General features: G+C 50.5%; 16 protein-coding genes. All 16 read left to right on the top strand.

Annotated features, from left to right (window positions below; all coding sequences use genetic code 11):
* Nucleotides 1-49 precede the first annotated feature (49 nt).
* The 16 genes from ACFQZE_RS03790 to add all read left to right on the top strand — a co-directional run bounded on the left by ACFQZE_RS03790 (nt 50) and on the right by add (nt 23272).
* The gene (locus ACFQZE_RS03790; protein ID WP_379353810.1) at nt 50-1549 is read left to right on the top strand and encodes a sensor histidine kinase; all 1500 of its coding nucleotides are present in this window, start codon (nt 50-52) and stop codon (nt 1547-1549) included.
* Complete coding sequence (locus ACFQZE_RS03795) at nt 1521-2216, top strand: response regulator transcription factor (protein WP_379353813.1); 696 nt, start codon at nt 1521-1523, stop codon at nt 2214-2216. The genes ACFQZE_RS03790 and ACFQZE_RS03795 overlap by 29 nt, the downstream gene beginning before the upstream one ends.
* A 23-nt stretch (nt 2217-2239) precedes the next feature.
* Nucleotides 2240-5275, top strand: coding sequence for an efflux RND transporter permease subunit (locus tag ACFQZE_RS03800; protein WP_379353815.1), 3036 nt, complete (start codon nt 2240-2242; stop codon nt 5273-5275).
* A 148-nt stretch (nt 5276-5423) separates the two neighbouring features.
* Nucleotides 5424-6305: an NAD(P)-dependent oxidoreductase gene (locus ACFQZE_RS03805; RefSeq protein ID WP_379353817.1), complete on the top strand. Its 882-nt coding sequence runs from the start codon at nt 5424-5426 to the stop codon at nt 6303-6305.
* Between the two features lie 134 nt (nt 6306-6439).
* The gene (locus ACFQZE_RS03810; protein ID WP_379353819.1) at nt 6440-6748 is read left to right on the top strand and encodes a DUF3889 domain-containing protein; all 309 of its coding nucleotides are present in this window, start codon (nt 6440-6442) and stop codon (nt 6746-6748) included.
* A 171-nt stretch (nt 6749-6919) separates the two neighbouring features.
* On the top strand, nt 6920-9319 hold the full coding sequence (locus ACFQZE_RS03815) for a DUF4350 domain-containing protein (RefSeq protein WP_379353821.1): 2400 nt from the start codon (nt 6920-6922) through the stop codon (nt 9317-9319).
* A gap of 26 nt (nt 9320-9345) precedes the next feature.
* Entirely contained in the window at nt 9346-10278 is a 933-nt protein-coding gene (locus ACFQZE_RS03820) for an ABC transporter ATP-binding protein (protein ID WP_379355497.1), read from the top strand.
* Entirely contained in the window at nt 10275-11174 is a 900-nt protein-coding gene (locus tag ACFQZE_RS03825; protein WP_379353823.1) for an ABC transporter permease, read from the top strand. The genes ACFQZE_RS03820 and ACFQZE_RS03825 overlap by 4 nt, the downstream gene beginning before the upstream one ends.
* Before the next feature lie 33 nt (nt 11175-11207).
* The gene (locus ACFQZE_RS03830) at nt 11208-13013 is read left to right on the top strand and encodes a coiled-coil domain-containing protein (RefSeq protein ID WP_379353825.1); all 1806 of its coding nucleotides are present in this window, start codon (nt 11208-11210) and stop codon (nt 13011-13013) included.
* A 46-nt stretch (nt 13014-13059) separates the two neighbouring features.
* Complete coding sequence (locus ACFQZE_RS03835) at nt 13060-14049, top strand: AAA family ATPase (protein ID WP_379353827.1); 990 nt, start codon at nt 13060-13062, stop codon at nt 14047-14049.
* Entirely contained in the window at nt 14046-15065 is a 1020-nt protein-coding gene (locus ACFQZE_RS03840; protein WP_379353829.1) for a DUF58 domain-containing protein, read from the top strand. The genes ACFQZE_RS03835 and ACFQZE_RS03840 overlap by 4 nt, the downstream gene beginning before the upstream one ends.
* Before the next feature lie 84 nt (nt 15066-15149).
* Complete coding sequence (locus tag ACFQZE_RS03845) at nt 15150-17150, top strand: BatA domain-containing protein (RefSeq protein ID WP_379353832.1); 2001 nt, start codon at nt 15150-15152, stop codon at nt 17148-17150.
* On the top strand, nt 17134-20049 hold the full coding sequence (locus ACFQZE_RS03850) for a VWA domain-containing protein (RefSeq protein ID WP_379353834.1): 2916 nt from the start codon (nt 17134-17136) through the stop codon (nt 20047-20049). The genes ACFQZE_RS03845 and ACFQZE_RS03850 overlap by 17 nt, the downstream gene beginning before the upstream one ends.
* 88 nt (nt 20050-20137) lie before the next feature.
* Entirely contained in the window at nt 20138-20449 is a 312-nt protein-coding gene (locus tag ACFQZE_RS03855; protein ID WP_379353836.1) for a rhodanese-like domain-containing protein, read from the top strand.
* A 123-nt stretch (nt 20450-20572) separates the two neighbouring features.
* Nucleotides 20573-21973: an alpha/beta hydrolase family protein gene (locus ACFQZE_RS03860; protein ID WP_379353838.1), complete on the top strand. Its 1401-nt coding sequence runs from the start codon at nt 20573-20575 to the stop codon at nt 21971-21973.
* Nucleotides 21974-22237: 264 nt separating this feature from the next.
* Nucleotides 22238-23272 (top strand): adenosine deaminase, encoded by a 1035-nt coding sequence (gene add, locus ACFQZE_RS03865; RefSeq protein WP_379353841.1) that lies wholly within the window; start codon nt 22238-22240, stop codon nt 23270-23272.
* The last annotated feature ends 80 nt before the right edge of the window (nt 23273-23352 follow it).

Consider the following 23352-nt stretch of genomic DNA (forward strand, 5'->3'; position numbering starts at 1 on the left):
TATGATAAACGATAGATTCAACTAAGAAGGATTGACGGAGCGTGATGCGGTGTCGATAAAAGTTAAGCTGTATATGTCTTATCTGGCTATGGCTTTTGTCCCGGTCATCCTGTTCACGCTCTTTACGCTTTTTATCTTTTTGGCGGGAGGGCAGCAGGACGTAAGGGAGTTTTCCGAGGCGCAAAAAAACGAAAGGTTCAATCAAGCTCTCATTTATGGCGAATTGGCATACGTCCTTCGCGAAGATTCCGGGAAGCTTGAGCAGACCGAGTTTTTGGAAAGCTTGCAGGAGCGGTTGGAGGAGCAATGGGCGGGGCTTATCGTCGTACGCGATGGAGCCGTCACCAATGTTGCGGCCTTTTTGCAGCAATTGTCCCCGGAAGAAGATTGGCAACGGATTGTAAACCTTCCTGAGCAACAACAATTATCGTTTAAGCTGTTTCGTTACACCGTTCATCGCATCCCATTCTCCTACCCAGACGGCAAGGATGGGGAAGTTGTTCTTTTGCACCGAACGGAACCGGTCCCTGTGTTTTGGCACAAGCTTTCGATGATCGTTGGATTATTGTTTGTCGGGTTGACGAGCTTGCTGCTAACCTACTTTGTGTCGAGAAGCATTATTAAGCCGATTCAATCGCTTAGGACAGCTGCTTTGCGGATTAAAGGAGGAGACCTGTCGTATGAGCTTCGTACTCCGCGTCCAAGAAAAAGCGGCAGAATGGATGAAGTCGGCCAGCTTAGCTCGGCTTTTGAGGAAATGCGCATCAGACTGAAGCAGTCGATTGACCAAAGCTTGCAGTACGAGGATAACCGAAAGCTGCTTCTGTCCCACATTTCGCATGATCTAAAAACGCCAATTTCGGCTATTAAAGGGTACGTCGAAGGCATCTTGGACGGCATTGCCAATACGGACGAAAAGCGTATTCGCTACATGCACACGATTTACCGGAAAGCGACGGACATGGATCAGCTGATTGATGAATTATTTTTATTTTCCAAACTCGATTTGCAAAAAGTAAATTACGATTTCAAAGTGTTGGACGTCGGCCTATATGTAGAGCAGTTTATGGAAGAGCAGAAATTTGATCTCGAAAAATCAGGAGTGAAGCTCCAGTACTCCAAAGAGACGTTAGAGCCAGTTCCCGTCGCGGCCGATCCAGACAAGCTTAATCGGGTATTTGCCAACATGTTGAACAACAGCGTTAAGTACATGCTTCAAAATACGGGGGATCGGGAACCCATTATAGCGGTAAGCGTCGGTGAAAAAAATGGTACGGCTTTCATCGCTATTGAAGATAACGGCCCTGGAATCAGCACCGAGGATCTCCCCCACATTTTTGATGGATTTTACCGGGCAGAGCAGTCGCGCAATTCGGAGACGGGTGGAAGCGGACTTGGGCTTGCCATCGTCAAACAAATTGTTGATGGACATGGCGGCACGGTATGGGCGGAAAACCGGGAGTCGGGCGGGGCCAGATTTTGCCTGAAGCTTCCCGTGGCGAGAGGAGATAAGGCGGTGAATGAATGTGAAGAACATCCTGATCATTGAAGACGAGAAATCAATCGCCGAATTGGAACGGGATTATTTAGAAAGTCACGGCTATGGGGTTCACATAGAAGGGCGAGGCGATACTGGGCTTGCGAAGGCGCTGGAAGGATCGTTTGATCTTATTATTGTCGACGTCATGCTTCCCAAGCTGGACGGTTTTGAAATTTGTCGGGAAATTCGCAGCAAGCTGAACATTCCGATTTTGATGGTCACCTCCAAAAAAGAAGATATCGATAAAATTCGCGGACTTGGACTCGGTGCGGACGATTACATGACCAAACCGTTTAGCCCAAGCGAACTGGTCGCCCGCGTCAAGGCGCATTTGGCCAGATACGAGCGACTGACGGCGGAGAGGCCAAGCAGGGGCGACGTCGTCCATATTCGCGGATTGCAAATCGACAAGCAGGCGAGGCGCGTGACGATTCATGAGAATGAAGCGATGCTGACCTCTAAAGAATATGAGCTGCTGCTGCTGCTCGCTTCTCATCCCAATCGCGTTTTTGAAAAGGAAGAGTTGTTTGAGCGAGTATGGGGACTGGATTCCAATGGCGATGCGGCAACCGTTACCGTTCACATTCGCAGACTTAGGGAAAAAATTGAGCACGACCCATCCAACCCTCAATATATCGAAACGATCTGGGGCGTTGGGTATCGGTTTAAAGTATAAAGACATTAGAGGAGTGGAGAAGAGTGAAAGGTGTTATTCGATTTTCGCTAAACAACAAGTTTGCGCTATGGATCATTACTCTCATCGTGCTGTTCGCGGGCTTGAATGCGGGCACTAGCATGAAGATGGAGACGATTCCGGACATTACGATCCCAATCGTAAGCGTCACGACCGTTTACCCAGGCGCTGCGCCTGAAGAAGTTATGGACAAAATTACGAAGCCGATCGAGCAGCGGACCCGCAATTTAGGCGGAGTGAAAAGCGTAACCTCGACCTCGTTCGAAAATGCTTCATCCGTCGTTATCGAATATACCTATGAAACGAATATGGAAAAGGCGCAAAACGAAGTGCGCGATGCACTATCGGAGATCGGTTTCCCTGAAGGCGTTCATGATCCCGACGTATCTCGGATCAGCTTTAACGCATTTCCGGTCATTTCACTCAGCATGTCCAATGACAGCCTGAAGCTGGACCAGTTGACCAAGCAAGTAAACGACAACGTTTTGACCCGTTTGCAAGGGATTGAAGGGGTAGCCGACGTACAAGTTTCCGGTCAAAATATCGTCGAAGGCGAACTTGCTTTCAAGCCTGAAGCGCTCGCCGCAGTCAAGCTGACCGAAGACGCGGTCAGAGGCATCATTCAAGCTTCGACCATTTCCGTACCGCTTGGCATTTATGAATTTGGCGATACAGAAAAAGCGATTGTCGTTGACGGCAACGTCGTAACGGAAGAGGACCTGAAAAATTTAGTTCTGTTGCCGGGCGTCAAGCTTAGCGACGTAGCCGACTTAACGATTACAAACAAAGCAGAATCCATCTCCCGTACAAACGGGAAAGAATCGATCGGTGTCAGCATCGTCAAATCGGCGGATGCCAATACGGTAGAAGTTGTTAATGCCGTTAAGGATGAGATTAAACATTTGGAGTCCGCTAACGAAGGGCTTGCCGTAACGATCTCATTTGACCAAGGCGAACCGATTGAAGCTTCCGTCCACACGATGCTGAGCAAAGCTCTTATCGGTGCTGGCGTAGCCATCCTTATCATCTTGTTGTTCTTGCGCAACATCCGTTCGACGATCATTTCTGTCGTGTCCATTCCGCTTTCGATTTTGATTGCGATGCTTATTCTGAAGCAAATGGATATTACCCTGAACATTATGACGCTTGGAGCGATTACAGTCGCCATCGGACGTGTCATTGACGACTCCATTGTCGTTATAGAAAACGTCTATCGAAGGATGTCGCTTTCTACAGAGAAGCTCAAAGGAAGCGAGCTTATTTTGGAAGCGACGAGAGAAATGTTTGTGCCGATTATGGCTTCGACCGTCGTAACGGTTGCCGTATTCCTGCCGCTTGGCTTCGTATCGGGCATGGTTGGCGAAATCTTTATGCCATTTGCGTTAACCGTCGTATTTGCGCTTGCCGCTTCGCTCGTAGTGGCCATTACGGTCGTGCCGATGATGGCGCATATGATGTTCCGCAATGGATTGAAAGCCAACCAAATTCATGAAGAGAAACCGGGACGCTTGGCGCTCTGGTACAAAAAAGTGCTTCAGTGGACGCTTAACCATAAGTTGGTTACATTTGGTGGGGCTGTCTTGCTGCTGATTGGCAGCTTGCTGCTGGCTCCGGTCGTTGGTTTCAGCTTTATGCCGGCTGACGAGCAAAAAGCGGTGATGATCACTTACAACCCTGCGCCGGGTGAGACGCGCGAGCAAGTAGAGGCGATGGCGCTTGAAGCGGAGAAGCTTTTGCTTGAGCGTGAAGGTCTCGACATTATGCAATATGGGGTTGGCGGGCAAAACCCGATGAATCCTGGAGCTTCCAAACAAGCCTTGTTCAATTTATCCTATAACAAAGATTTTAAAGGCTTTGCCGAAGAAAAAGAAAAAATTGTACCGCTGCTGAAAGAACTTGGCGGCAAAGGCGAATGGAAAGAGCAGGACTTTGCCGGCGGCGGCCTTGGCGGTTCCGGCGTTTCAATGCTCGTATACGGCCCGGATATGGAAACTCTCCGTCCAGTCGTAAAAGACTTGACCGCAAAACTTGGCGAAAACAAAGATTTGAAAAATATCGATTCCAGCTTGTCCGAAACGTATGAGCAATACCGTTTAGTTGCGGATCGCGAGAAGCTGAGCCAATACGGTCTGACTGCTGGCCAAGTCGCAATGGCGCTAAGCCCAGTTCGCGAACGTCCTGTACTCGCAACGATTGAAAAAGAAGGCGAACAGTTTAACGTTTATGTAAAAACGGAAGCTAAAACGTATTCCACATTAGCCGATTTGGAAAATGTGAAGCTCACTTCCCCGCTTGGAATGGAAGTTGCGCTTAAAGATGTAGTTAAAATTGAAGTTGGCGAATCGCCAAATACAATTACGCGGAAGGATGACCGCATTTATGCGGAAGTATCCGCAGACGTGACAGCATCAAACGTAGGAGCTGTTTCCCAAGAGTTGCAAAAGCAAATCGATGAAATGAAGCTGCCGGACAATGTCGATATCGAAATGGGCGGCGTTACGGAGCAAATGACGGAAACGTTCACTCAGCTTGGACTTGCGATGCTAGCTGCTGTAGCCGTTGTTTATCTGGCGCTAGTTCTCACATTCGGCGGCGGTCTGACTCCGCTTACGATCTTGTTCTCTCTGCCGTTTACGGTCATTGGCGCAATGGTCGGTTTGTTGATTGCAGGCGAGACGATCAGCGCGACTGCCCTCATCGGGGCATTGATGCTAATCGGTATTGTCGTGACCAACGCGATTGTATTGATCGACCGCGTTATTCATAAAGAGAAAGAAGGTCTGACGGTACGCGAGGCGTTGCTGGAGGCTGGTGTTACGCGGCTTCGTCCGATTCTGATGACTGCTATCGCGACAGTCGGCGCTTTGTTGCCGCTCGCAGTCGGCTTCGAATCCGGCGGCGGCGGTCTAATCTCCAAAGGGATGGCGGTTACCGTTATCGGCGGTTTGACAAGCTCGACGCTTTTGACGTTAATCATCGTTCCAATCGTTTACGAATTCTTGAATCGCAAAAAGATTAAAAAGCAAGTAGCTGCAAAATAAGTTTTGATAGGGCGATCCCAAACGGGATCGTCCTTATTCTTGTTTCTATTGAAGGCAGATATCAAGTTTCTTATTCAAGGGCTATCTAAAATGACGTTTTCTTTGTAGAATAACTCCATAAGAAATAGAAATGGGAGTGACATTAAATATGACTATGACATCCAGTCAAGACATTAAAGTTGGTTTTATCGGGGTCGGCGTAATGGGCAGCAGCATGGCAAGCCATATTCAAGCAGGTGGATACGAAACTCATATTTATACGCGTACAAAATCGAAAGCGGAAGCTTTGATCGAGCAGGGCATGGTTTGGCACGATACCCCGTCCGAACTTGCGAAAGCTTGCAATATCATCATTACAATGGTCGGATATCCGTCGGATGTGGAGCAGTTATACTTTGGTGAAGGAGGATTGCTCTTCTCCGCACGCAAAGGAACTTATTTTATCGATATGACAACGTCCAGCCCCGAGCTGGCGCAACGGATTCATGCCGAAGCGCAAAGGCTGGAGCAATATGCCCTCGATGCTCCCGTTTCAGGCGGAGATGTTGGAGCGCGCAATGCGGCTCTATCCATTATGGTCGGTGGGGACAAACCGCAGTTTGAAGCTGTGCTGCCGATTTTGGAGCGCATGGGCAAACAAATTTTGCTGCAGGGCGGTCCAGGCGCGGGACAGCATACGAAAATGGCCAATCAAATCGCGATTGCATCCAATATGATCGGTGTTTGCGAAGCGCTCATTTACGCCAAACATGCCGGGCTTGATCCGGATACCGTGCTACAAAGCATTAGTACCGGAGCTGCGGGCAGCTGGTCGCTATCCAATTTGGCGCCGCGTATTGTGGCTGGCAATTTTGAGCCGGGCTTTTATGTCAAACATTTTATTAAAGATATGGGTATTGCGCTTGAGGCTTCTAAAGAGATGGGAATTGACCTCCCTGGCCTCTCGCTTGCCAAACAATTGTACGAACGTATTTCAGAAGCGGGCTTAGGGGATAAAGGCACTCACGCGCTTTATTTCGCTTGGGACTAATACGTCTTTATCCCGTCTCGTTTAAATCGTCCAAGGGTGGGATATACTAACCCTATTCACCCGGCAATTTTGGGAAAATGGAGGGCGAGTTCGCCATCATTGGACAAATAGTGGTAAAAGCGATATTTTTTTTGATGAGTATGTCTAATCCGGAAGGACTTCAGGCAATCGAATCGGCCAATGCCTTACAGGTTCAATATGCAGTACCCGGCAATGTGAAATGGGGAAAACTGGTTATGGAGGAGACGGCCAAACGCTATAATGGCGTAGACATCGTAGATTACAAATACGAAGGCCGTACCGTAAGCAGGAACGGACAAGCGGAGGAACGATTTGTGTTATGGTTGAACCGGGAAGGAAAATCGTTTGGCGTGCGAGTTACCGTTACGGTTCAGGAAAATAACGATTCGTTGGTAAGCGTTCATTTAAACGAGCTGAAATAAGTAAAAAGGACGACCCTAATATAAGCCGTCTCAGTTTTTAGCCGAAGTAAACGGCAGAACTGGGACGGTTTTCTTTTTTATAATGAAAAGACTGGGAAAAATAGCAACCAATTATTCAATATTTTCGTTAATATTAAGATGAACAAAATTATATAGAAAAGAGGATGTTGCGTGAACGCAAGGCTTATTTCTTCCAGAGGGTTGATCTCATTTATTGTTGTTTTGGCAATATGGGCAATTGCGGCGCCTCCGTTCATCCATGTACAGGCGGAGCCAAATCAAAAAGGCATTGAAATTCGTTCAGAAGTCGGTTTCCAAGGGGCTTACAAAGACACGAAGGGATTTCCAGTCAAGCTGACGCTTACGAATAAAACGGATCGGGATTTAACGGGTGAGGTTGTTCTATCCGTTTTATCCAATCATATTACGGCAACAACGGATTATATCGTTCCGCTTGAGCTGCCAATCGGCACGTCGGTTGAAACCGTCATCGGCATTAGTCAAACCAATGTGGCGAAAGGCAACAATTTGATCCGCTTTTTCGAGGGCGGACTGAATAAAGGGAACTCTATTCCAATCCTTGGAACCGATTATTTGGTTGGCCGAGCGTTGGGGACGAACTATACGATCGGTGTCGTTTCCCGCGACCCGGACACCTTTAACTTTATGCCGACACTCAACCAGAAAGGATACGGGATTGACGTCCTTCCTATAGATGAGGAGGATCTTCCGCAAGAAGCTTTCCAACTGGACATGCTGGATACGCTGGTCATCAATGATTTTGCGACTGGCAATTGGAGCAAGGAGAGGATCGCAGCCATTGAAGAATGGGTGGCAAAGGGCGGAACGTTAATCCTCTCAGGCGGCGCCGGATACGTAAAGACTGCGGAAGCGTTCCAAAACATCGCACCTTTCCAAGCGACGGGCACGACTAAGCTTCCAAGCACGGAAGCGCTTGCCTCCGCAGGCGGCACAGAGCTGAAAGCGGATTCGTCCATCACAATATCAACTGGACAAGTTGTAGAAGGAACGGTTGAAATTAGCGAGTCTGGCGTTCCGGTCGTCGTAAACAGAAGCGTTGGACTAGGAACAGTCATCTATGCTGCTTTCGATCCTTCGCTTGCGCCTATGAATACGTGGGGAGGCAACGCCCCTTTATGGGCAAATGTGCTGCAAAAATCGTTGATTCCCACTATGAATTTAGGCGCTGTTTATCCGGGCAATTACGGGAATATTTTATGGTCAATGGATCAAGCACTAGACCAATTTCCTTCGATAAAACCACCGAACTTTTGGCTGCTTGTCGTCTTGTTCGGCATTTATATGATTGTCGCTGCACCTGTCCTTTACGTTGTTTTGGCGAAAACGGACCGTAGAGAATGGGCATGGTGGATGATTCCATCGCTCTCTATTGCTATGGGAATCGTTATCTTTTATTTTGGGGCGGGAGATAAGCGTCAGCCTGCTCAGCATACGATTGAAATTGTTGAGTTTGCAGACGACGGCAAAGTGATCGTTTCGGGTGGAACAGGAATATTCAGTCCGACAGGCGGCACCGTAAAAGCTGAATTTCCGGATCAGCGTCCCTTAAAGATGTTTGCGGATAGCAATGGAATGGGTTCTCTGAATTTAAACGGCAACCACCGATTGGTAAGCCAAAGCGGCACATCGGGGGCCGAATGGCACTCAGTACCTTATTGGTCAACTCGAAAGCTGTGGATGGAAAGAAGACTCGCGAGTACCGAACAATACGGATCGTTGTCTATTGGTTACGAGCAGAAGGACGGCAAACTTACGCTTATTGTCACGAATAAAACAAATGACGATCTAACTAATGTTTCTTTGCTTATAAATGGTCAAGTTAAACCGATCGGCACAATCAAAAAAGGGGAAAGCGGGCAACTGGCAAACATCTATATGTACGGATCTGCTCTGTCGAACAACCGGGAATACGGCTCATTAATTTTCCCGCATCAATTTTATGCAGGCAAAAGAGATACAGCAAGCAGAGAACGAGAAATAACGAACGCTTATGTAAACCAGAGCAATGCCTCCTTAGTCTTGCCAACTCCAATGATTGTAGGCTATAGCATCGATCATGAACCGCAATATACGGTAAACGGCAAAAAAGTGAAAGCGGATAATTTAAAAATGTGGGTATACAAGCTGGGTACGATCGGACAAGTCGGAGGCCGTATTTTGGTGCCGCCTAACGTCATGCGACCCGTTACAGTTTCGAACACAATACAGTCTATATCCGATTATGGAAACGGAATTATGCAGGTCAGCACCGGCGAGATGATTGTGGAGTATTCCGCTCCAAAAAATAACGGGGTCAAGTACGACACCATTGATGTACAATTTCTTTTAAATAAACCAAAAGGAAGTACTGGACCAAGCTGGACCATATGGAATGCGGCAACGGGAGATTGGGTTAGCATTCCGGATAAGCCCGGCGCTGCTAAAGACTTTTTAATGAAGGATGAAAAGATCCGTTTTAAATTAGATGCGACTACGGAAGGCGAAACGTCTTATCCGAATGTTTTGCTTGAAGGGGAGGAGCAGCCATGAACGAAGTAGAAACAGAAATCCGTCCCATGATTGAAATCCGCGGACTTGCCAAGTCCTTCGGGCAGTTTCATGCTTTGAAGGGAATCGATTTGACGATTCAGAAGGGAACGGTGTTTGGGTTTGTTGGGCCTAACGGCGCCGGGAAATCAACGACGATGTCCATATTGGCCACCCTTCTTGCGCCTAGTGCAGGCTATGCTAAAGTAGATGGTTACGATGTAACAGAGCACCCGCATGAAGTTCGAAAAAAAATCGGCTATATGCCCGATTTCTTCGGCGTATACGATCAATTCAAAACGAACGAATATTTGCATTTCTATGGGGCGAGCTACGGTATTCCCAAACATGAGCGCGAGGCGTTGATTCCGCAGCTGCTGGAGCTTGTCAATTTAAGCGACAAGGTGGATGCTTATGTCGACACGCTGTCGCGGGGAATGAAGCAAAGATTATGTCTTGCCCGCTGCCTCGTCCACGATCCCGACTTACTTATTTTGGATGAACCGGCTTCCGGTCTCGATCCGCGGGCGCGGATTGAAATGCGGGAAATTTTAAAAGAGCTGAAATTGATGGGCAAAACGATTATTATTTCATCGCATATTTTGCCGGAGCTGGCGGAAATGGTCGATGAAATCGGCGTCATTGAGCATGGACAAATGGTGGCGGTCGGCAACGTCACGGATATTCAAAACCGGCTAAGGGTCAAAAGATTTCTTCATGTCCGATTGCTTGACCGTTTAGACGAAGCGGAAGCATTCCTGCGCGAACGGCCATTTGTCAATCGGCTTCATCGGGAGGAGGGGGGCCTGCATATTCATTTTGGCGGACAAGACGAAGAGCAGGCCGAGCTTTTGCATGATTTAATGGGCGCGGGTTTTCGAATTGTATCTTTTAGCGAAGCACAGACCAATTTGGAAGATGTATTTTTGGAAATTACGAGAGGGGGTGCGGAGGCCGAATGAAAAGCGGGAAGCTTGCGAAGTTAGGCGGAGATTGGAAAACCGTTTGGATTAATCCGGTGCTGAATAAGGAGATTCGGCTGCGAATGCGGTCGTCGCGCTCCATGTGGACTTTGTTTTTTTATTTGCTGGCCATTGGCCTTTTGGGATTAAGCGCCATTTATTTAACTCAGGAATTGTCAGGCAGTAACACATCTTTTAATCCAGAGCATAGTAGAGTGCTCTTTACCTTTTTAAGCATGGCGCAATTGGGGCTGATCGCTTTTATGGCTCCAGGGTTAACCGCTGGGGTCATTAGCGGCGAACGGGAGAAGCAGACGCTAAATTTGCTGCTGACGACGCAGCAAAGCTCCTCTACCATTATTATAAGCAAGCTATTGTCATCGCTTAGCTTTATGACTTTGATTGTTTTAAGCACAATTCCAATCTACAGCATGATTTTTTTATACGGCGGGGTGTCGCCAAAGCAGTTGCTGCTCGTGTTTTTGTTTTATTTGTTTATGATGCTAGTTCTTGGTTCTTTCGGCGTTATGTTTTCCACTTTGCTGAAAAAGACGATGATTTCCGTCATTTCAACGTATGGAGTAGCTTTGTTTATGTTTGTCGGGACGGCCATTTTGTATTTTGTTATGATGACCGCATACAATTCCCAGTCATACGGTAATTCGAATGCTTGGATGGGCCATATTGTAGCGTTTAACCCTGCTGCTGCGCTGTATAGCATTTTGGACCCTTCTATAACGAACGAGATTTTCGGGTATAGCCGCAGCAGCACTCACAGCGGTAGCAGCGCCCTAATGCCGTTATGGCTTGAGTTTATGCTGATCTATTTGGTATTGTCCCTACTAGCGCTTTGGCTCGCTATCCGGAATCTTCGCCCGAGGCTTAAACGCAAATAAGACGTGTTCCTAACGGAGAGGGAGGCTGATTGGATGTCGAGAGATCCGTTGACTAAATTGCTTTACCCCGTAATAAAACGGCTTATGCTGTTTCAGTTTGTGCGGTTTGCTTTGCTAGGTTTGCTCATAGGAAGCATTGCGGGAGCGATCATGCTGCTGGCCGGCTTTATTTGGCCTATTGTTTATGTCAATCAAGCTTTTGCGCTTTTTGTGGCGATGGGCTTTACGGGAGGGGTGGCAAGGGGATTTGTTACGATCGTTACTCCCAAGGATGCTGCCAGGGAAATGGATAAAGGCGGCACCAACGATGCCGTTATAACGGCAATTGACGGTCTTGAAAAATATGAAGATCGGGAAGAAGAGCCTTTAATCGTCAAGCTGCAGCGCGAAGAAGCAACAAGATCGGCGGAGCAGTATGTGGAAAAGCTTGCAGAAAAGCTTCCATGGCCGGCTTGGAGGAGCTGGCGCAGCTCCGTGCTTGGCGCTTCTGCCGTATGGCTTGTCATTTGCGCTTTGCTGCTCATCCCGAATCCGCAGCGGGACCGGGCTGAAGCTTTGGCGCAATCGAAAACGGCCATAGAGCAGTTGGAGAAGCAAGCTGAGGAACTGAGACGCGAGCTGGAGAAGCTGGAGCTTCCTCCGGGAGCGGAAGAGCAATTGCTTAAACCGCTGGAAGAGCTGAGGCAAGAGCTAAGTGAAAAAGGAATCGACTCTGCCAAAGCGCTGGAGGAGCTTGCAGAAACGATGAGAAAGCTGGAGCAAACCGCAAACGAAGCGAAGCTGGCGGCAGTGCGGCTGGAGGAGATGGCGCGTGGAATGAGCGAGGAGCAAAGTCTCGGCAAGCTCGCGGAGGCGCTGCTTGAGCGCGACCAAGCGAAAATGGGAGAAGCGATCGACGAGCTTCGATCGGAGCTTAAGAAGCTGTCGCCAGCGGAACGCGAAGCGATGGCGGCTGCCCTTGAGCGGCTGGCGCAGGAACAGCCGCGGAAGAACGGCGCCGCAGAGAAGCTCGCTGCGGCGCTTGAAGAGGCGGCGCGGCAAGCGCGCGACGCCGAAGGCGAAGGGGCGGCGGGCGAAGCCGCCCCGCAAGCTGGCAGCGACGGCCTTGCCGCGCTGCAAGAGGCTCTCGCCCGCGAAATGTCGCAGGGCGAGCTGGAGGCGCTGGCCCGGTCGATGTCGGGCCAGCTTGCCTCAAGCGGCCAGCAGCTAGCATCTGCGCTGGCCGGGCAAGGGGGCGCGATCCCGCCGGAATGGGCGGGAGCTGCGCCTGGCGGTGCGGCCGGAGGCGGAAGCTCCGGGCCCGAAGGCGGTTCCGCCGGCCAGCCGAGCGCGCCGGGCGGGAACAATGCCGGAAGCGGCAGCGAGTCTTCCGGCTCAGGAGGCAGTTCAGGCAACGGAAACGGGAATTCTTCCGGCTCAAATCCGGGCTCCGGCGGCCAAAGCGGCTCAGGCGCTGGAGGCCAAGCGTCTGGAAAAGGAAACGGCGCGGGCAGCGGTAATGGTTCCGGTTCCGGTTCAGGCTCGGGTAGCGGAAACGGGAACGGCGGCGGACAGGGAGGTTCCGGCGCTGGAACAGGAGCAGGCAGCCGCACACTAGTGACTACTCCGCGGAGTATGGCCGGAGAGGGCAGCGTCTATCAAGACGGCGGCCCTGCAACAGGCGGACAGACGGAAACGGGCGGGCAGTCGCCAATGATTGACGGAGCTACTCGTCCTTATGAGGAAGTGTACAGCGAATATGCGGCGGAAGCGAAGGAAACGTTAGACAGGTCTCCTTTGCCGGCGGGCATGCAGGAAAAAGTGAAGCAATACTTCGACGAAATACAACCGAACCGATAGAGGCGCCAGTATCCGGTTTGCCGGGGCCGGCGGAAGGAGCATAAGGATGATAGAAAGCAAAGAGCAGCTATTGGCGGCAGCGGAAAAGGCGGCTGCCCTAAAAGTAGAAATGGCAAAGGTCATCGTCGGGCAGCGGGAAGTTGTGGAGCAACTGGTATGGTGTCTTATAGCAGGAGGACATGCTCTGCTGGAGGGGATACCGGGACTTGGAAAAACGATGCTTGTGCGCACGCTGGCGGACACCGTCGACCTGCAATTTTCCCGCATCCAATTTACCCCCGATTTGATGCCGTCCGATATAACGGGCACGACATTAATGGATTTCAGCTCGCATGGCTCGGCCTCGCAGCGGTTTCAACCCGGGCCCATTTTCGGAAATTTAGTGCTTGCAGATGAAATTAACCGGGCAACGCCGAAAACGCAAAGCGCTCTTTTGGAGGCGATGCAGGAAGGTACGGTTACGGCGGGTGGGGAAACGCATCGGCTGCCGAAGCCGTTTTTTGTACTCGCTACCCAAAATCCGATTGAACAAGAAGGAACCTATCCGCTCCCGGAAGCTCAGCTTGACCGGTTTCTGCTCAAAATTGGAGTCGACTATCCGACGAAAGAGGACCTAAAGGAAATTGTCAAAAGAACGACAGCGCTGCATCAGCCCAAAAGCGGCAAGGTCATGAGCGGGGAAGACTTGATCGGTTTGCAGCGGCTGGCGAAAGAAATCATCGTGGCGGAAGATATGCTTGATCTGGCCGTACGTCTTGTATTGGCAACCCATCCGCATGAAGCGGACGCTCCAGACGATGTAAAACGGTTTTCCCGCTTTGGCGCAGGTCCAAGGGCACTTCAGGCGCTGGTCAACGTTAGCAAAGTACGGGCAATATGCGACGGGCGAATGCATGTGTCATGGAGCGACTTGCGCACGGTTGCGCTGCCGGTCCTTCGCCATCGAATCGTCTTGTCCTACGAGGCTCAAGCAGTGGGGCTGTCCACGGACCGGTTGACGGAATCTATTATTCATTCCATAGAGGCTAGCCGATGAACGGAGGCTTTCCGCAATCTAGAGCAACCGCGGACGGGCAAGGGACTGCTACCCCTGAAGGGGGGAACCCGATAAGCCGGCTTTTTCCCGATCTCTCGATTTTGGCTGCTGTTGAGAGAATGCGGCTAGCCGGGGGAAAGCGGATTAGAGGAACGCTGGCTGGCAAACGAAGGTCGCAGACGCTTGGTGGTTCCCAAGAGTTTGCGGACTATCGTCCCTATGCGCTTGGCGACGATATTAGAAAAATCGATTGGAATGTATATGGCCGGACAGGAAGAGCTTATGTCAGACAATATTGGGATGAACAGGAGCTGCACGCTCAGTTGTACGTGGATGCTTCAAAATCGATGTTTTTTTCCGGCGGAGCATCGTCAAGCAAATTTGAGTACGCGGTAAAGCTTGCTTCTTTAATCGGCTATGCATCGTTACACGGGGATGATCGAGTAGCGGTCTCTACCTTTCAATCGGAACGCGTCCGTAGTGTGACGCCAGCCCTTTACGGCAGAGCTTCATCCCTAAAGCTGTTTCGGCATATGGCTGATTTGCTGGATGAAGAAACTGCAAATCAATCAGAGACGTCTCACCCACCTTATGAACATGGAGCAGTTTCCGATCTCTCGATCCCTTTCCGGCAGCCCGGGGCGCTGCCAAGGCGTTCTGGCGCAGCATGGCTGTTTACAGATGCTATGTTTGAGCAAGGCATAGAGGAAGCTTTGCTGGCGCTGCGTGCGGCGGGGCAATCCGTCGTGTTCGTGCAACTGCTTTCGCCGGAGGAAATTAGTCCACAGCTTACCGGGGAGCTGAAGCTAATCGACAGTGAACTCGGCACAGGTAAAGAAGTGGCCGTATCCGATAGACTGCTTAAGCAATACAGGGAATCGGTGCAGCAGTATAAGGATAAGCTTCATAATATTTGCGCGGAGCAAGGCGCCGTTTATGCTTTTGTAGATACGGGAAAGCCGTTGTCTGATGCGTTGCAGGCATTATGTCTTCTCCCTGGCGCATTGAACCGATAAGCGCCATAACGGATATTTTCTCCAAATCTAATCCGAACATCGCTCTCGGCTGCCGGCTTTGAACGGCAGAGAGGAGGAAGTCAAATGCAATTTTTATCGATGGCGTCCGCCTGGTTCGCCCTTGCGCTGCCGGCTATTGCGCTTATGTATATTCTTAAAAAAACTTACAGAGACACAGAAGTATCGAGCCACCTGCTTTGGAGGAGGCTGCTTGAAGAGCAGGAAGCCAATAAGCCGTGGCAGCGCCTTCGAAGCCGCTGGCTTTTGCTTTTGCAGCTTTTTGCGGCGCTGCTTCTTGTTCTTGCGCTTATGGAACCCGTAGTGACGAAACCGCCGGGTTCGCAGAGCCATGCCGTGCTCGTCATAGACCGATCGGGCAGCATGGCTTTTGTTCCGACGTCCAACCAGTCTGACAACGGGCAAAAAACGACGTTCCAGTCCGCAGTTGCTGCGGCTAAAGAGTGGATTAACGCCAAGCCAAAGGCTCAGCCCGTTTCCATTGTCGCTTCCGGCTCAAGCCCCGAAACGTTGGCGGCCAAACTGGCGGATCGCGACAAGCTCAGCGCCCTGCTGGATGAATTGACGCCTTACTACGGGGCGACCGACAATACATCCGCTTTATCGCTCGCCGATTCGCTTCATCAAGGCGATGGCGCCGGGTATACGGTGCTGTTTACGGATGGGCGGTGGGAGGACGCTCAGGATGCGAGTTCCCTTATACTTCAAGCTCCGCTCGAACTCGTTAAGATGGGGGGAGCGGCTCCTCCCGGCAATAGCTCTATTCAAAGCTTCGGGGTGAGGGCGGACGTTAGCGATCCCGCGCTTCAGTCCATTTCCGTTACGGTCAGAAATGATTCCGGAACCGAAAAAGAGTATCGGGTGAAGATTATGGGTGGCGACGATGCGAGCAGCCTTCAGCTTTTGGACGAGCTGCAATTAACGGTTAACACTGGCGAATGGGGCAGCGCGGAGGCAAGCGGACTTGCTCCGGCCCTATTTTATAAAGCCCTCATTGTGTCTGAAGGAGACGGATACCTTGCCGATAATGCGGCTTACGCTTTCCCCTCCATACAACAAGCACGCAAAGCTCTACTTGTGACTGAAGGGAATATGTTTTTGGAAAAAGCGCTTATTCTTTCCTGGGTGCAGCCGGTCAAAACAAGTCCAGGCGGCGCGCCGCCCGCCAAGGAAATGGCTGAAGAAATCGACTGGATATTGCTGGACGGCATATCCGAGCTTCAGCTGGAAGACCCGGATTGGAAGGCGCTTCTGGATAAGAAGCCGCTATGGATCATTGATCATCCGGGACGCGGCGGTCTCGATTCGGTTGCGCCCAAACATACTGAAGTTAAGAAGAAAGAGCATTCCGTTACTTCTTACCTTTCATTTCATGATACGCATATTGGCAAAATGTCCCCTGTTGACCTGAACGACTCAAGCTGGGGAGAAGCGATTTTGACCTATGGCGACATTCCAGCCATTTATGCGGGAGAAGAAAACGGCAGGCCCAAGCTTCGTTATACGTTTAAGCTTCAAGATACGGATCTTCCGCTCAGGCCGGAATTTCCGATATTAATTTTGCAATCCGCCCAGTGGATGAACGGCGGTTCTATTGAACAGCTTGGAACGGTTACAGCGGGCGAGCCTTTCCCCATCCCGTTTTGGCCGGAAACGGCAAAAGCGGAATGGGAGGCAGTGGAACATTTATCGGCTGAGGGGAACAAGCAGCAGGGCTCTGGTTTGGGGCCACTAGCTCTTGATCCCTCATACCAAGGCGCCTCGGAAGCTCCTGCCGTTCCGGGACTTTACCGATTGCATGAATGGGATGTCGATGGCAATTCTCTTCCTGGCCGCTATTTGGCCGTAGCTGCTTATGCGGGAGAATGGGCTTTTATGGGGGAAGGGCAAGCGGATTTGCGTCTAAAAACGGCCGCCTCCGCCGAATCGGGCAATAGCGAACAGGCCCGGGATATAACTGATAGGCCTAAAACGCAGCATGCATCCTTGCAGCTATGGGCGGCTGTTTTGCTGATAGTCGTCATGGCGCTGGAGTGGGAGGTGTACCGACGTGGGCGTTCAAGCTGATTCACCGTGGCTGCTTCTGCTGCTCGTGCCATGGCTGTTCTATATCGGATGGATGGTCAAAGGAACTCCCAGGCTGAAGGGAAAACGGAAAGCGGCAGTCATTGCGACCCGCGCTCTGATTACGTTCCTCTTAATTATAATTGCAGCAGGACTTGCGCCTTATCGAACGGTTGAAGAGCGCAATCTCGTTTTTGTCGCTGATCGTTCGGCGAGCATGAAAAGCCGGGACGAAATCGGCAAGTGGATTGCGGATGCCTGGAAGAGCAAATCTACGGAGGACCAAGGAGCAATCGTCTCGACCGGATTGCATGCGGCAGCCGACCGTCCGCTTACTTCAGAATCGCTTCTTAATCAGGAGCGGTATGAATTCAAAACGGGTCTGAACGACCGTTACACCGATTTGTCCAAAGGATTGCAGCTTGCAGCGGCCATGCTTGCCGGAAGAGACGGAAGAATTGTGCTGCTGTCTGACGGGGCCCAAAATGCAGGCGATGTCATGCGTCAAGCCAAACTGTTGAAGGATGCGGGAATTGCCGTCGACGTTGTCGACATGTCCTCCGAATTGGAAAAGGACGCTGCTATCGATGAATTAATCGTGCCCAGCGTACTTAAGCAAGGAGAAACGTTCAGCTTTGAGCTGCGCATTCAAAGCACGTTTGCAGGAGATGCCGAATTAACGCTTTTTGAAGACAATCGTGAAATTAGCACGTCGAGCATTCGGCTTGAAAAAGGGGAAAATCGCTTCGCCTTGCAAAGCGTTGCTCTAGATTCCGGATTTCATCGGTTTCGTGCGGAACTGTTCCTCCCTGGAGACGGCGAGCCTGCGAACAATGCCGCCCATGCGTTCAGCCGGGTTAGCGGTCCACCGTCTGTGCTGGTCGTTGAAGGAACTCCCGGCACCTCGGGCAACATCGAGTCGGCTCTTGCTTCTTCGCTTATCCGGCATCTAACGATTAGTCCGGAGCAGCTTTCTTTAGAGCTTGCGGAGTATGCAGCTTATGACAGCATTATTTTAAACAACGTACCCGCGACTCGCATTGCCGAAAAACCGATGGAATGGCTGTCAAAGGCGGTCGGCGATTATGGAGTGGGGCTGATGATGCTGGGCGGGGACGAAAGTTTTGGACTAGGCGGCTACTTTCAAACGCCGGTTGAGGATGCGCTCCCCGTTTATATGGATCTGAAGGGAAAAAAACAAATCCCGTCTTTAGGGCTTGTTCTTGTCATTGACCGTTCAGGCAGCATGTCGGACGGGAAGCTGGAGCTTGCGAAAGAGGCGGCAATTCGCACTGTAGAGCTGCTTCGGGATGCCGACACCGTTGGAGTCGTCGCTTTTGACTCTGCACCGCAGTGGGTAGTAGAGCCGACCAAGCTGTCGGAGAGGGAGAGCATCATTCGGCAAATTCAAAGCATTCAGCCAAGCGGCGGAACCGAAATTTATACCGCTTTGGATGCGGGATATCGTGGCTTGCTCGATTTTGAAGCGCAGCGAAAACATATGATTTTGCTGACGGACGGGCAGTCCTCCACCTCTATGAACTACGCAACGATTACTGATGCAATGGTAGAAAACAACATGACGTTATCCACCGTTGCGGTTGGGGACGGCTCGGATACGGCGCTTCTGGAGTCGCTCGCCAAAAACGGGAATGGCCGATACTACTTTACAAAGGATCAAAGTACGCTGCCCGCCATATTTAGCCGTGAAACGGTGCTGATGTCGCGCACCTATATCGTGGATGGAACGATTACGCCGTCTATCGGAGCTGCGGGCGACTGGAATTCACTATGGGAAAATGGGTTGCCGCAGCTTCAAGCCTATATTGCGACCACTCCGAAAGAAATGGCGGAAACGGCGCTTTGGTCGCCGGATGGCGATCCATTGCTCGCTAGGTGGACGTACGGTTCAGGCCGATCCGTGGCGTGGACGAGCGACTTCACTGGAAAATGGGCGCCGGGCTGGACAGGCTGGAACGAATTTCCGGCCATCTTCACAGAGTGGGTCAAATGGACGTTCCCTCAGTTTGACAGCTCGCCTTACCGAATTTCGACATCGATGAACGGGCCGGACGGCAAGTTGATTGTGGAATCAACGAGCGACGATGGCGGCGCCGCGCAAGGGCTTGAAGCTGTTATTCAAAATGCGGATGGAGAAACGGTACGGAAACAATTGCTGCCGGTCGCGCCCGGCCGTTATGAAGCCGAGCTTGGCCCGATGAACCCCGGAGCCTATTTGACGGGAATCGAAACAAGCAAAAACGGGCAGTCCGGCGGCGAATTTACAGCAGGGTATGTCATTCCGTATTCGCCGGAATATCGGATCGGGGATGGCTCAGGCGCAGAGACGCTAAAACGGGTTGCGGCCTTAACGGGCGGACGCGAGCTGTCGGCTGTCTCCCCAGCGGAAGGCTATCATTTTGAGCCGTCCAAATGGAAGGAGCCTTACGATTGGACAAGAGAATGGCTTATCGCCATTCTGCTGCTTTGGCTGCTCGACATTGCTTTGCGGCGTGTTTCATTGCCATGGCAATCGATGATGGCACGGCTTGGAAAAGCGATGTCATCGCGGCACCGTCATGAACGGAACGTCGGTGCTGCAACGGCTTCCTCTATGACAACATTGTCTAAACTAAAGAAGCGAACAGAGGAGAAGAGCAGATTTTATTCGAATAACAAGGAAAAGCAAGAGAGGAAAGAGACATTAGCCAGTCCGGCTTCCGTTCAAAGAGAACCTTTATTAAGCTCTAAGCAGCTACCGATAACGGACTCGAAAAAAACGGCTCACGATTGGCCGATAACTCCGGCGGAAACAAAGCCGAACGATGAAGGCCCAAAACCAGACGACGACCATTCGACTGTCAACCGGCTGCTCGCCGCCAAAAACAAAATTCGGAGATAACAAGCCTTGTCGTAGACATTTTTCATGCAAAACGATACAATTCATTCGAATAGATTTAATTGAAACGCAGTAGAAGGGTGATGAAGCCATGTATCGCGAAATGACAGCCGCCGAGCTGCAAGAACAGCTGGAGCAAGGCGTTAAGCTTAATTTGATTGATGTGCGGGAACCTGATGAATGGATAGACGGCCATATTAAAGAGGCTAGAAGCATTCCGCTTTCCGAATTTCAAGCCCGCGCAGACGAAGTTCATTTGGTAGAAGGCGAAGTCGTTTTTATTTGCAGAAGCGGCGGCAGAAGCGGTAGAGTATGCGAGTTTTTGACGCTGCAAGGGTTTGACGTGGTCAACGTAGCGGGCGGAATGCTGGCTTGGTCCGGCAATGTTGAAACAGGCGAATAATGAAGACAAGCTGTAATAGAGCAAGTAACGGCGCGGATGCATTCCGCGCTTTTTTCTTTACCTTTAAGCCCCCGTTTAGCTAAAGTTTAGCTTGAGGTGATACCCTTTTATAAGGGAGGGGACATGATGAAGCTGCTGGAAATGGGATTGGCGCTTGCACTAGCCTTGCTGCTGGCAGGCTGTCTATTTAATCTCTGGAGTACCGCCATAAGAACGGCTGCCGCGATATCGGGCTGTCTGCTTTTATTTATCATTCACTTGACGGTTGATGGTTTCCGGATTAAAAGTGTGATGGTATACGGGATGTTGACCCTCATTGCGATCGGCTTTGCCATCGGAAGGTGGACAAGCAATACAAAATGGGGCAATGAAAAGAGAAGACGTTGTTTACGCATTTTTGCGGGAACGGCTGGGCTCGTTGGACTTGCAATATCCGTTTTTTTGCCGCTGTATCTTTTCCCTGCGGTGCAGCTTCCAACGCCAACCGGCCCTTATTCGATTGGCGTAACCGAGCTTGGCTGGACGGATGGAGAACGGGAGGAGCAGTATACGACTGATCCTGCGGACAAGAGACAAGTGCTCGCCAAAGCGTGGTACCCGGCCGATGTGACCGACGGGGAGGAAACGGCGCCATACGCTTTTACGGCAGATGAAATTCGGCTAATTGAACAGGGGAAACCGCTGCTCGTGCGTTCGCTCCTTAGCAGTTTTAAAGAGGTCCAAACTCATTCGTTTACGGAAGCTCCTATTACGCGGGAACAATCGGCTTATCCCGTTATTTTGCTCTCGCCAGCGTACGAGGCTTCTGCATTTATGTATACCAGCTTCGCAGAAAATTTGGCCAGCAACGGCTATATCGTCATAGCGCTGGAGCATCCGTACTTTTCCATCATTCCCGCTCTTTTTCCGGATGGTGTACAAGCGGTAGGAAAGGTGCAATTCAGCGATGAAATCGATTGGGAATCGGACGGACAACATATGCAAGTTTGGGTGGATGACATTTTATTTGTTCTAGAGCAACTTAAGAGGCAAAACGAAGGGGACAACGGAGGTTTAGGTTCGCTGACGGGCAAGCTTGATTTAAACCGGGTCGGCATGCTGGGCCATTCGTTTGGCGGAGCTGCAGCGGCGCAAGCCATGGCCGAGAGACCCGATTTGCTCGCCGGAGTCAATATGGACGGTTTTCCTTACGGCAAGGAGTTAACGAATGGGCTACCCAATCCTTTTTTGTACATTATTACAAGCGATACACAGCGGTTTATAGAGGGAGCGGGCGATTTTGAGTCCTATGGCTTTCAATCCAAAGAAGCTTATTTGGAAGCTGCCGGCGAACTGGATAAAAGGGTCAAAGGCATGTTAAAAAATAAAGGCCAGCAATGGGTATTTCAACATGCCCATCATTTAAGCTTCTCGGACACGATTCTTTATTCTCCTCTTTTTGGGGACGGAGGACATTCCATGTTGAATAAATTAAATAAGGGGCTGCTCCAGTTTTTTAACGAAAATGTGAAAGACAGGCCGTAACTTCCCGGATCTCCTATTCCCCGAATAAAGGTTTTCTTGAAGCGTTGCTTTAGGGAACCTTTTGTTTTGTCTTGCTGCTTTAAGCATGTAAGTTTAGATTCCGAAGTTTAGTCTTGTAAAGACTAGCCGACAATGTAAAAAAAGCATGGCCATTTGGAAATCATTCGTATTTACACCGGGCCTCTCAACGTTATATAGTAGATTTTAAAAAATTTATCCTCTGGCACGATAAACGCGGCTAGTAGATATGGGAGGAACACATCGATGAATGATCGGATATTGTCGTTGCCAAAGGTAGACTTGCATGTTCATTTGGATGGCAGCGTGCTGCCGGATACGGTTATTGATTTAGCAGAAAAAAGCGGGATTGCTTTACCGGCTTCAGACGCGGATGCCTTGCTTCCTTATATGAAAGTGGAGGGAGAATGCCTCAGTTTATCGGACTATTTAAGCAAATTTCAATTTGTCGGGCAGTTTCTTCATACTCCATACTCTCTGGAGAGAGTGGCCTATGAGTTGGTCCAGCAGGCAGCGGAGCAAAATTGCCGTTACATCGAAGTACGTTTCGCTCCCCAGCTCCATCGGCAGCAAGGGCTTTCGGTAGAGGAAGTTATCCATCATGCTGTGCTGGGGCTGCAAAGAGGCGAAGCGGAATTCGGCATTGTGGCCCGCTGCATTGCCATTTGCTTGCGCGGACATTCCGAAGAGCTGAACCGCGAAACGGTTGAAGCGGCCGCTTCTTTTTTAGGCAGAGGTGTCGTCGCCGTCGATTTGGCCGGATCGGAAGCCGCTTACCCCGCCGACCTGTACCAATCCGTATTTGAATTAGCCCGTGAGCGAGGGATTCCGATTACCATTCATGCAGGTGAAGCCGCCGGAGCCGAAAGCGTTCGCTCCGCTGTGCAAAAGCTGGGCGCCTCCCGGATCGGCCATGGTGTCCGAATGAAGGAAGATCCGGAACTTGTGGAACTGATTTTACAAAAGCGGATTCCGCTTGAGCTTTGTCCCGTCAGCAATTTGCAAACAAAAGCTTCCGAAAGCTGGGCGATGTACCCGCTGCGCGAATATTTTGAGCTGGGCGTTGTTGTAACGGTAAATACCGATAATTTGACCGTGTCCGGCACCACTATTTCGGAAGAATATCGAATCCTGCAGGAAGAATTGCATTTTACGGAGAAGGAGCTTGTTCAAATCGTCAAAAACGGTGTAGAGGCGGCGTTTCTGCAAGGAGAGGATCGCTTGAGGCTGCAATCCGACATGGAGCTGCAATTGTCCCGCTGGCTAAATTCCGGCCGTTAATCCCTATTCCTCTTGAAGAATGATATTGACTTGAAACGGGAAAAAGGATTCTAATAGAGGAGTTCGGATGATTTGTGCCA

It is taken from the genome of Paenibacillus sp. GCM10027627 (genome assembly GCF_042675505.1).
Taxonomy (GTDB): domain Bacteria; phylum Bacillota; class Bacilli; order Paenibacillales; family Paenibacillaceae; genus Pristimantibacillus.

Bases quoted from the DNA above. Each gene is read 5' to 3' on its own strand.
- add (WP_379353841.1), top strand. From the start codon at position 22,238: ATGAATGATCGGATATTGTCGTTGCCAAAGGTAGACTTGCATGTTCAT.
- ACFQZE_RS03820 (WP_379355497.1), top strand. From the start codon at position 9,346: ATGATTGAAATCCGCGGACTTGCCAAGTCCTTCGGGCAGTTTCATGCT.
- ACFQZE_RS03860 (WP_379353838.1), top strand. From the start codon at position 20,573: ATGATGAAGCTGCTGGAAATGGGATTGGCGCTTGCACTAGCCTTGCTG.
- ACFQZE_RS03830 (WP_379353825.1), top strand. From the start codon at position 11,208: ATGTCGAGAGATCCGTTGACTAAATTGCTTTACCCCGTAATAAAACGG.
- ACFQZE_RS03805 (WP_379353817.1), top strand. From the start codon at position 5,424: ATGACTATGACATCCAGTCAAGACATTAAAGTTGGTTTTATCGGGGTC.
- ACFQZE_RS03810 (WP_379353819.1), top strand. From the start codon at position 6,440: ATGAGTATGTCTAATCCGGAAGGACTTCAGGCAATCGAATCGGCCAAT.
- ACFQZE_RS03845 (WP_379353832.1), top strand. From the start codon at position 15,150: ATGCAATTTTTATCGATGGCGTCCGCCTGGTTCGCCCTTGCGCTGCCG.
- ACFQZE_RS03825 (WP_379353823.1), top strand. From the start codon at position 10,275: ATGAAAAGCGGGAAGCTTGCGAAGTTAGGCGGAGATTGGAAAACCGTT.
- ACFQZE_RS03835 (WP_379353827.1), top strand. From the start codon at position 13,060: ATGATAGAAAGCAAAGAGCAGCTATTGGCGGCAGCGGAAAAGGCGGCT.
- ACFQZE_RS03840 (WP_379353829.1), top strand. From the start codon at position 14,046: ATGAACGGAGGCTTTCCGCAATCTAGAGCAACCGCGGACGGGCAAGGG.
- ACFQZE_RS03795 (WP_379353813.1), top strand. From the start codon at position 1,521: ATGAATGTGAAGAACATCCTGATCATTGAAGACGAGAAATCAATCGCC.
- ACFQZE_RS03855 (WP_379353836.1), top strand. From the start codon at position 20,138: ATGTATCGCGAAATGACAGCCGCCGAGCTGCAAGAACAGCTGGAGCAA.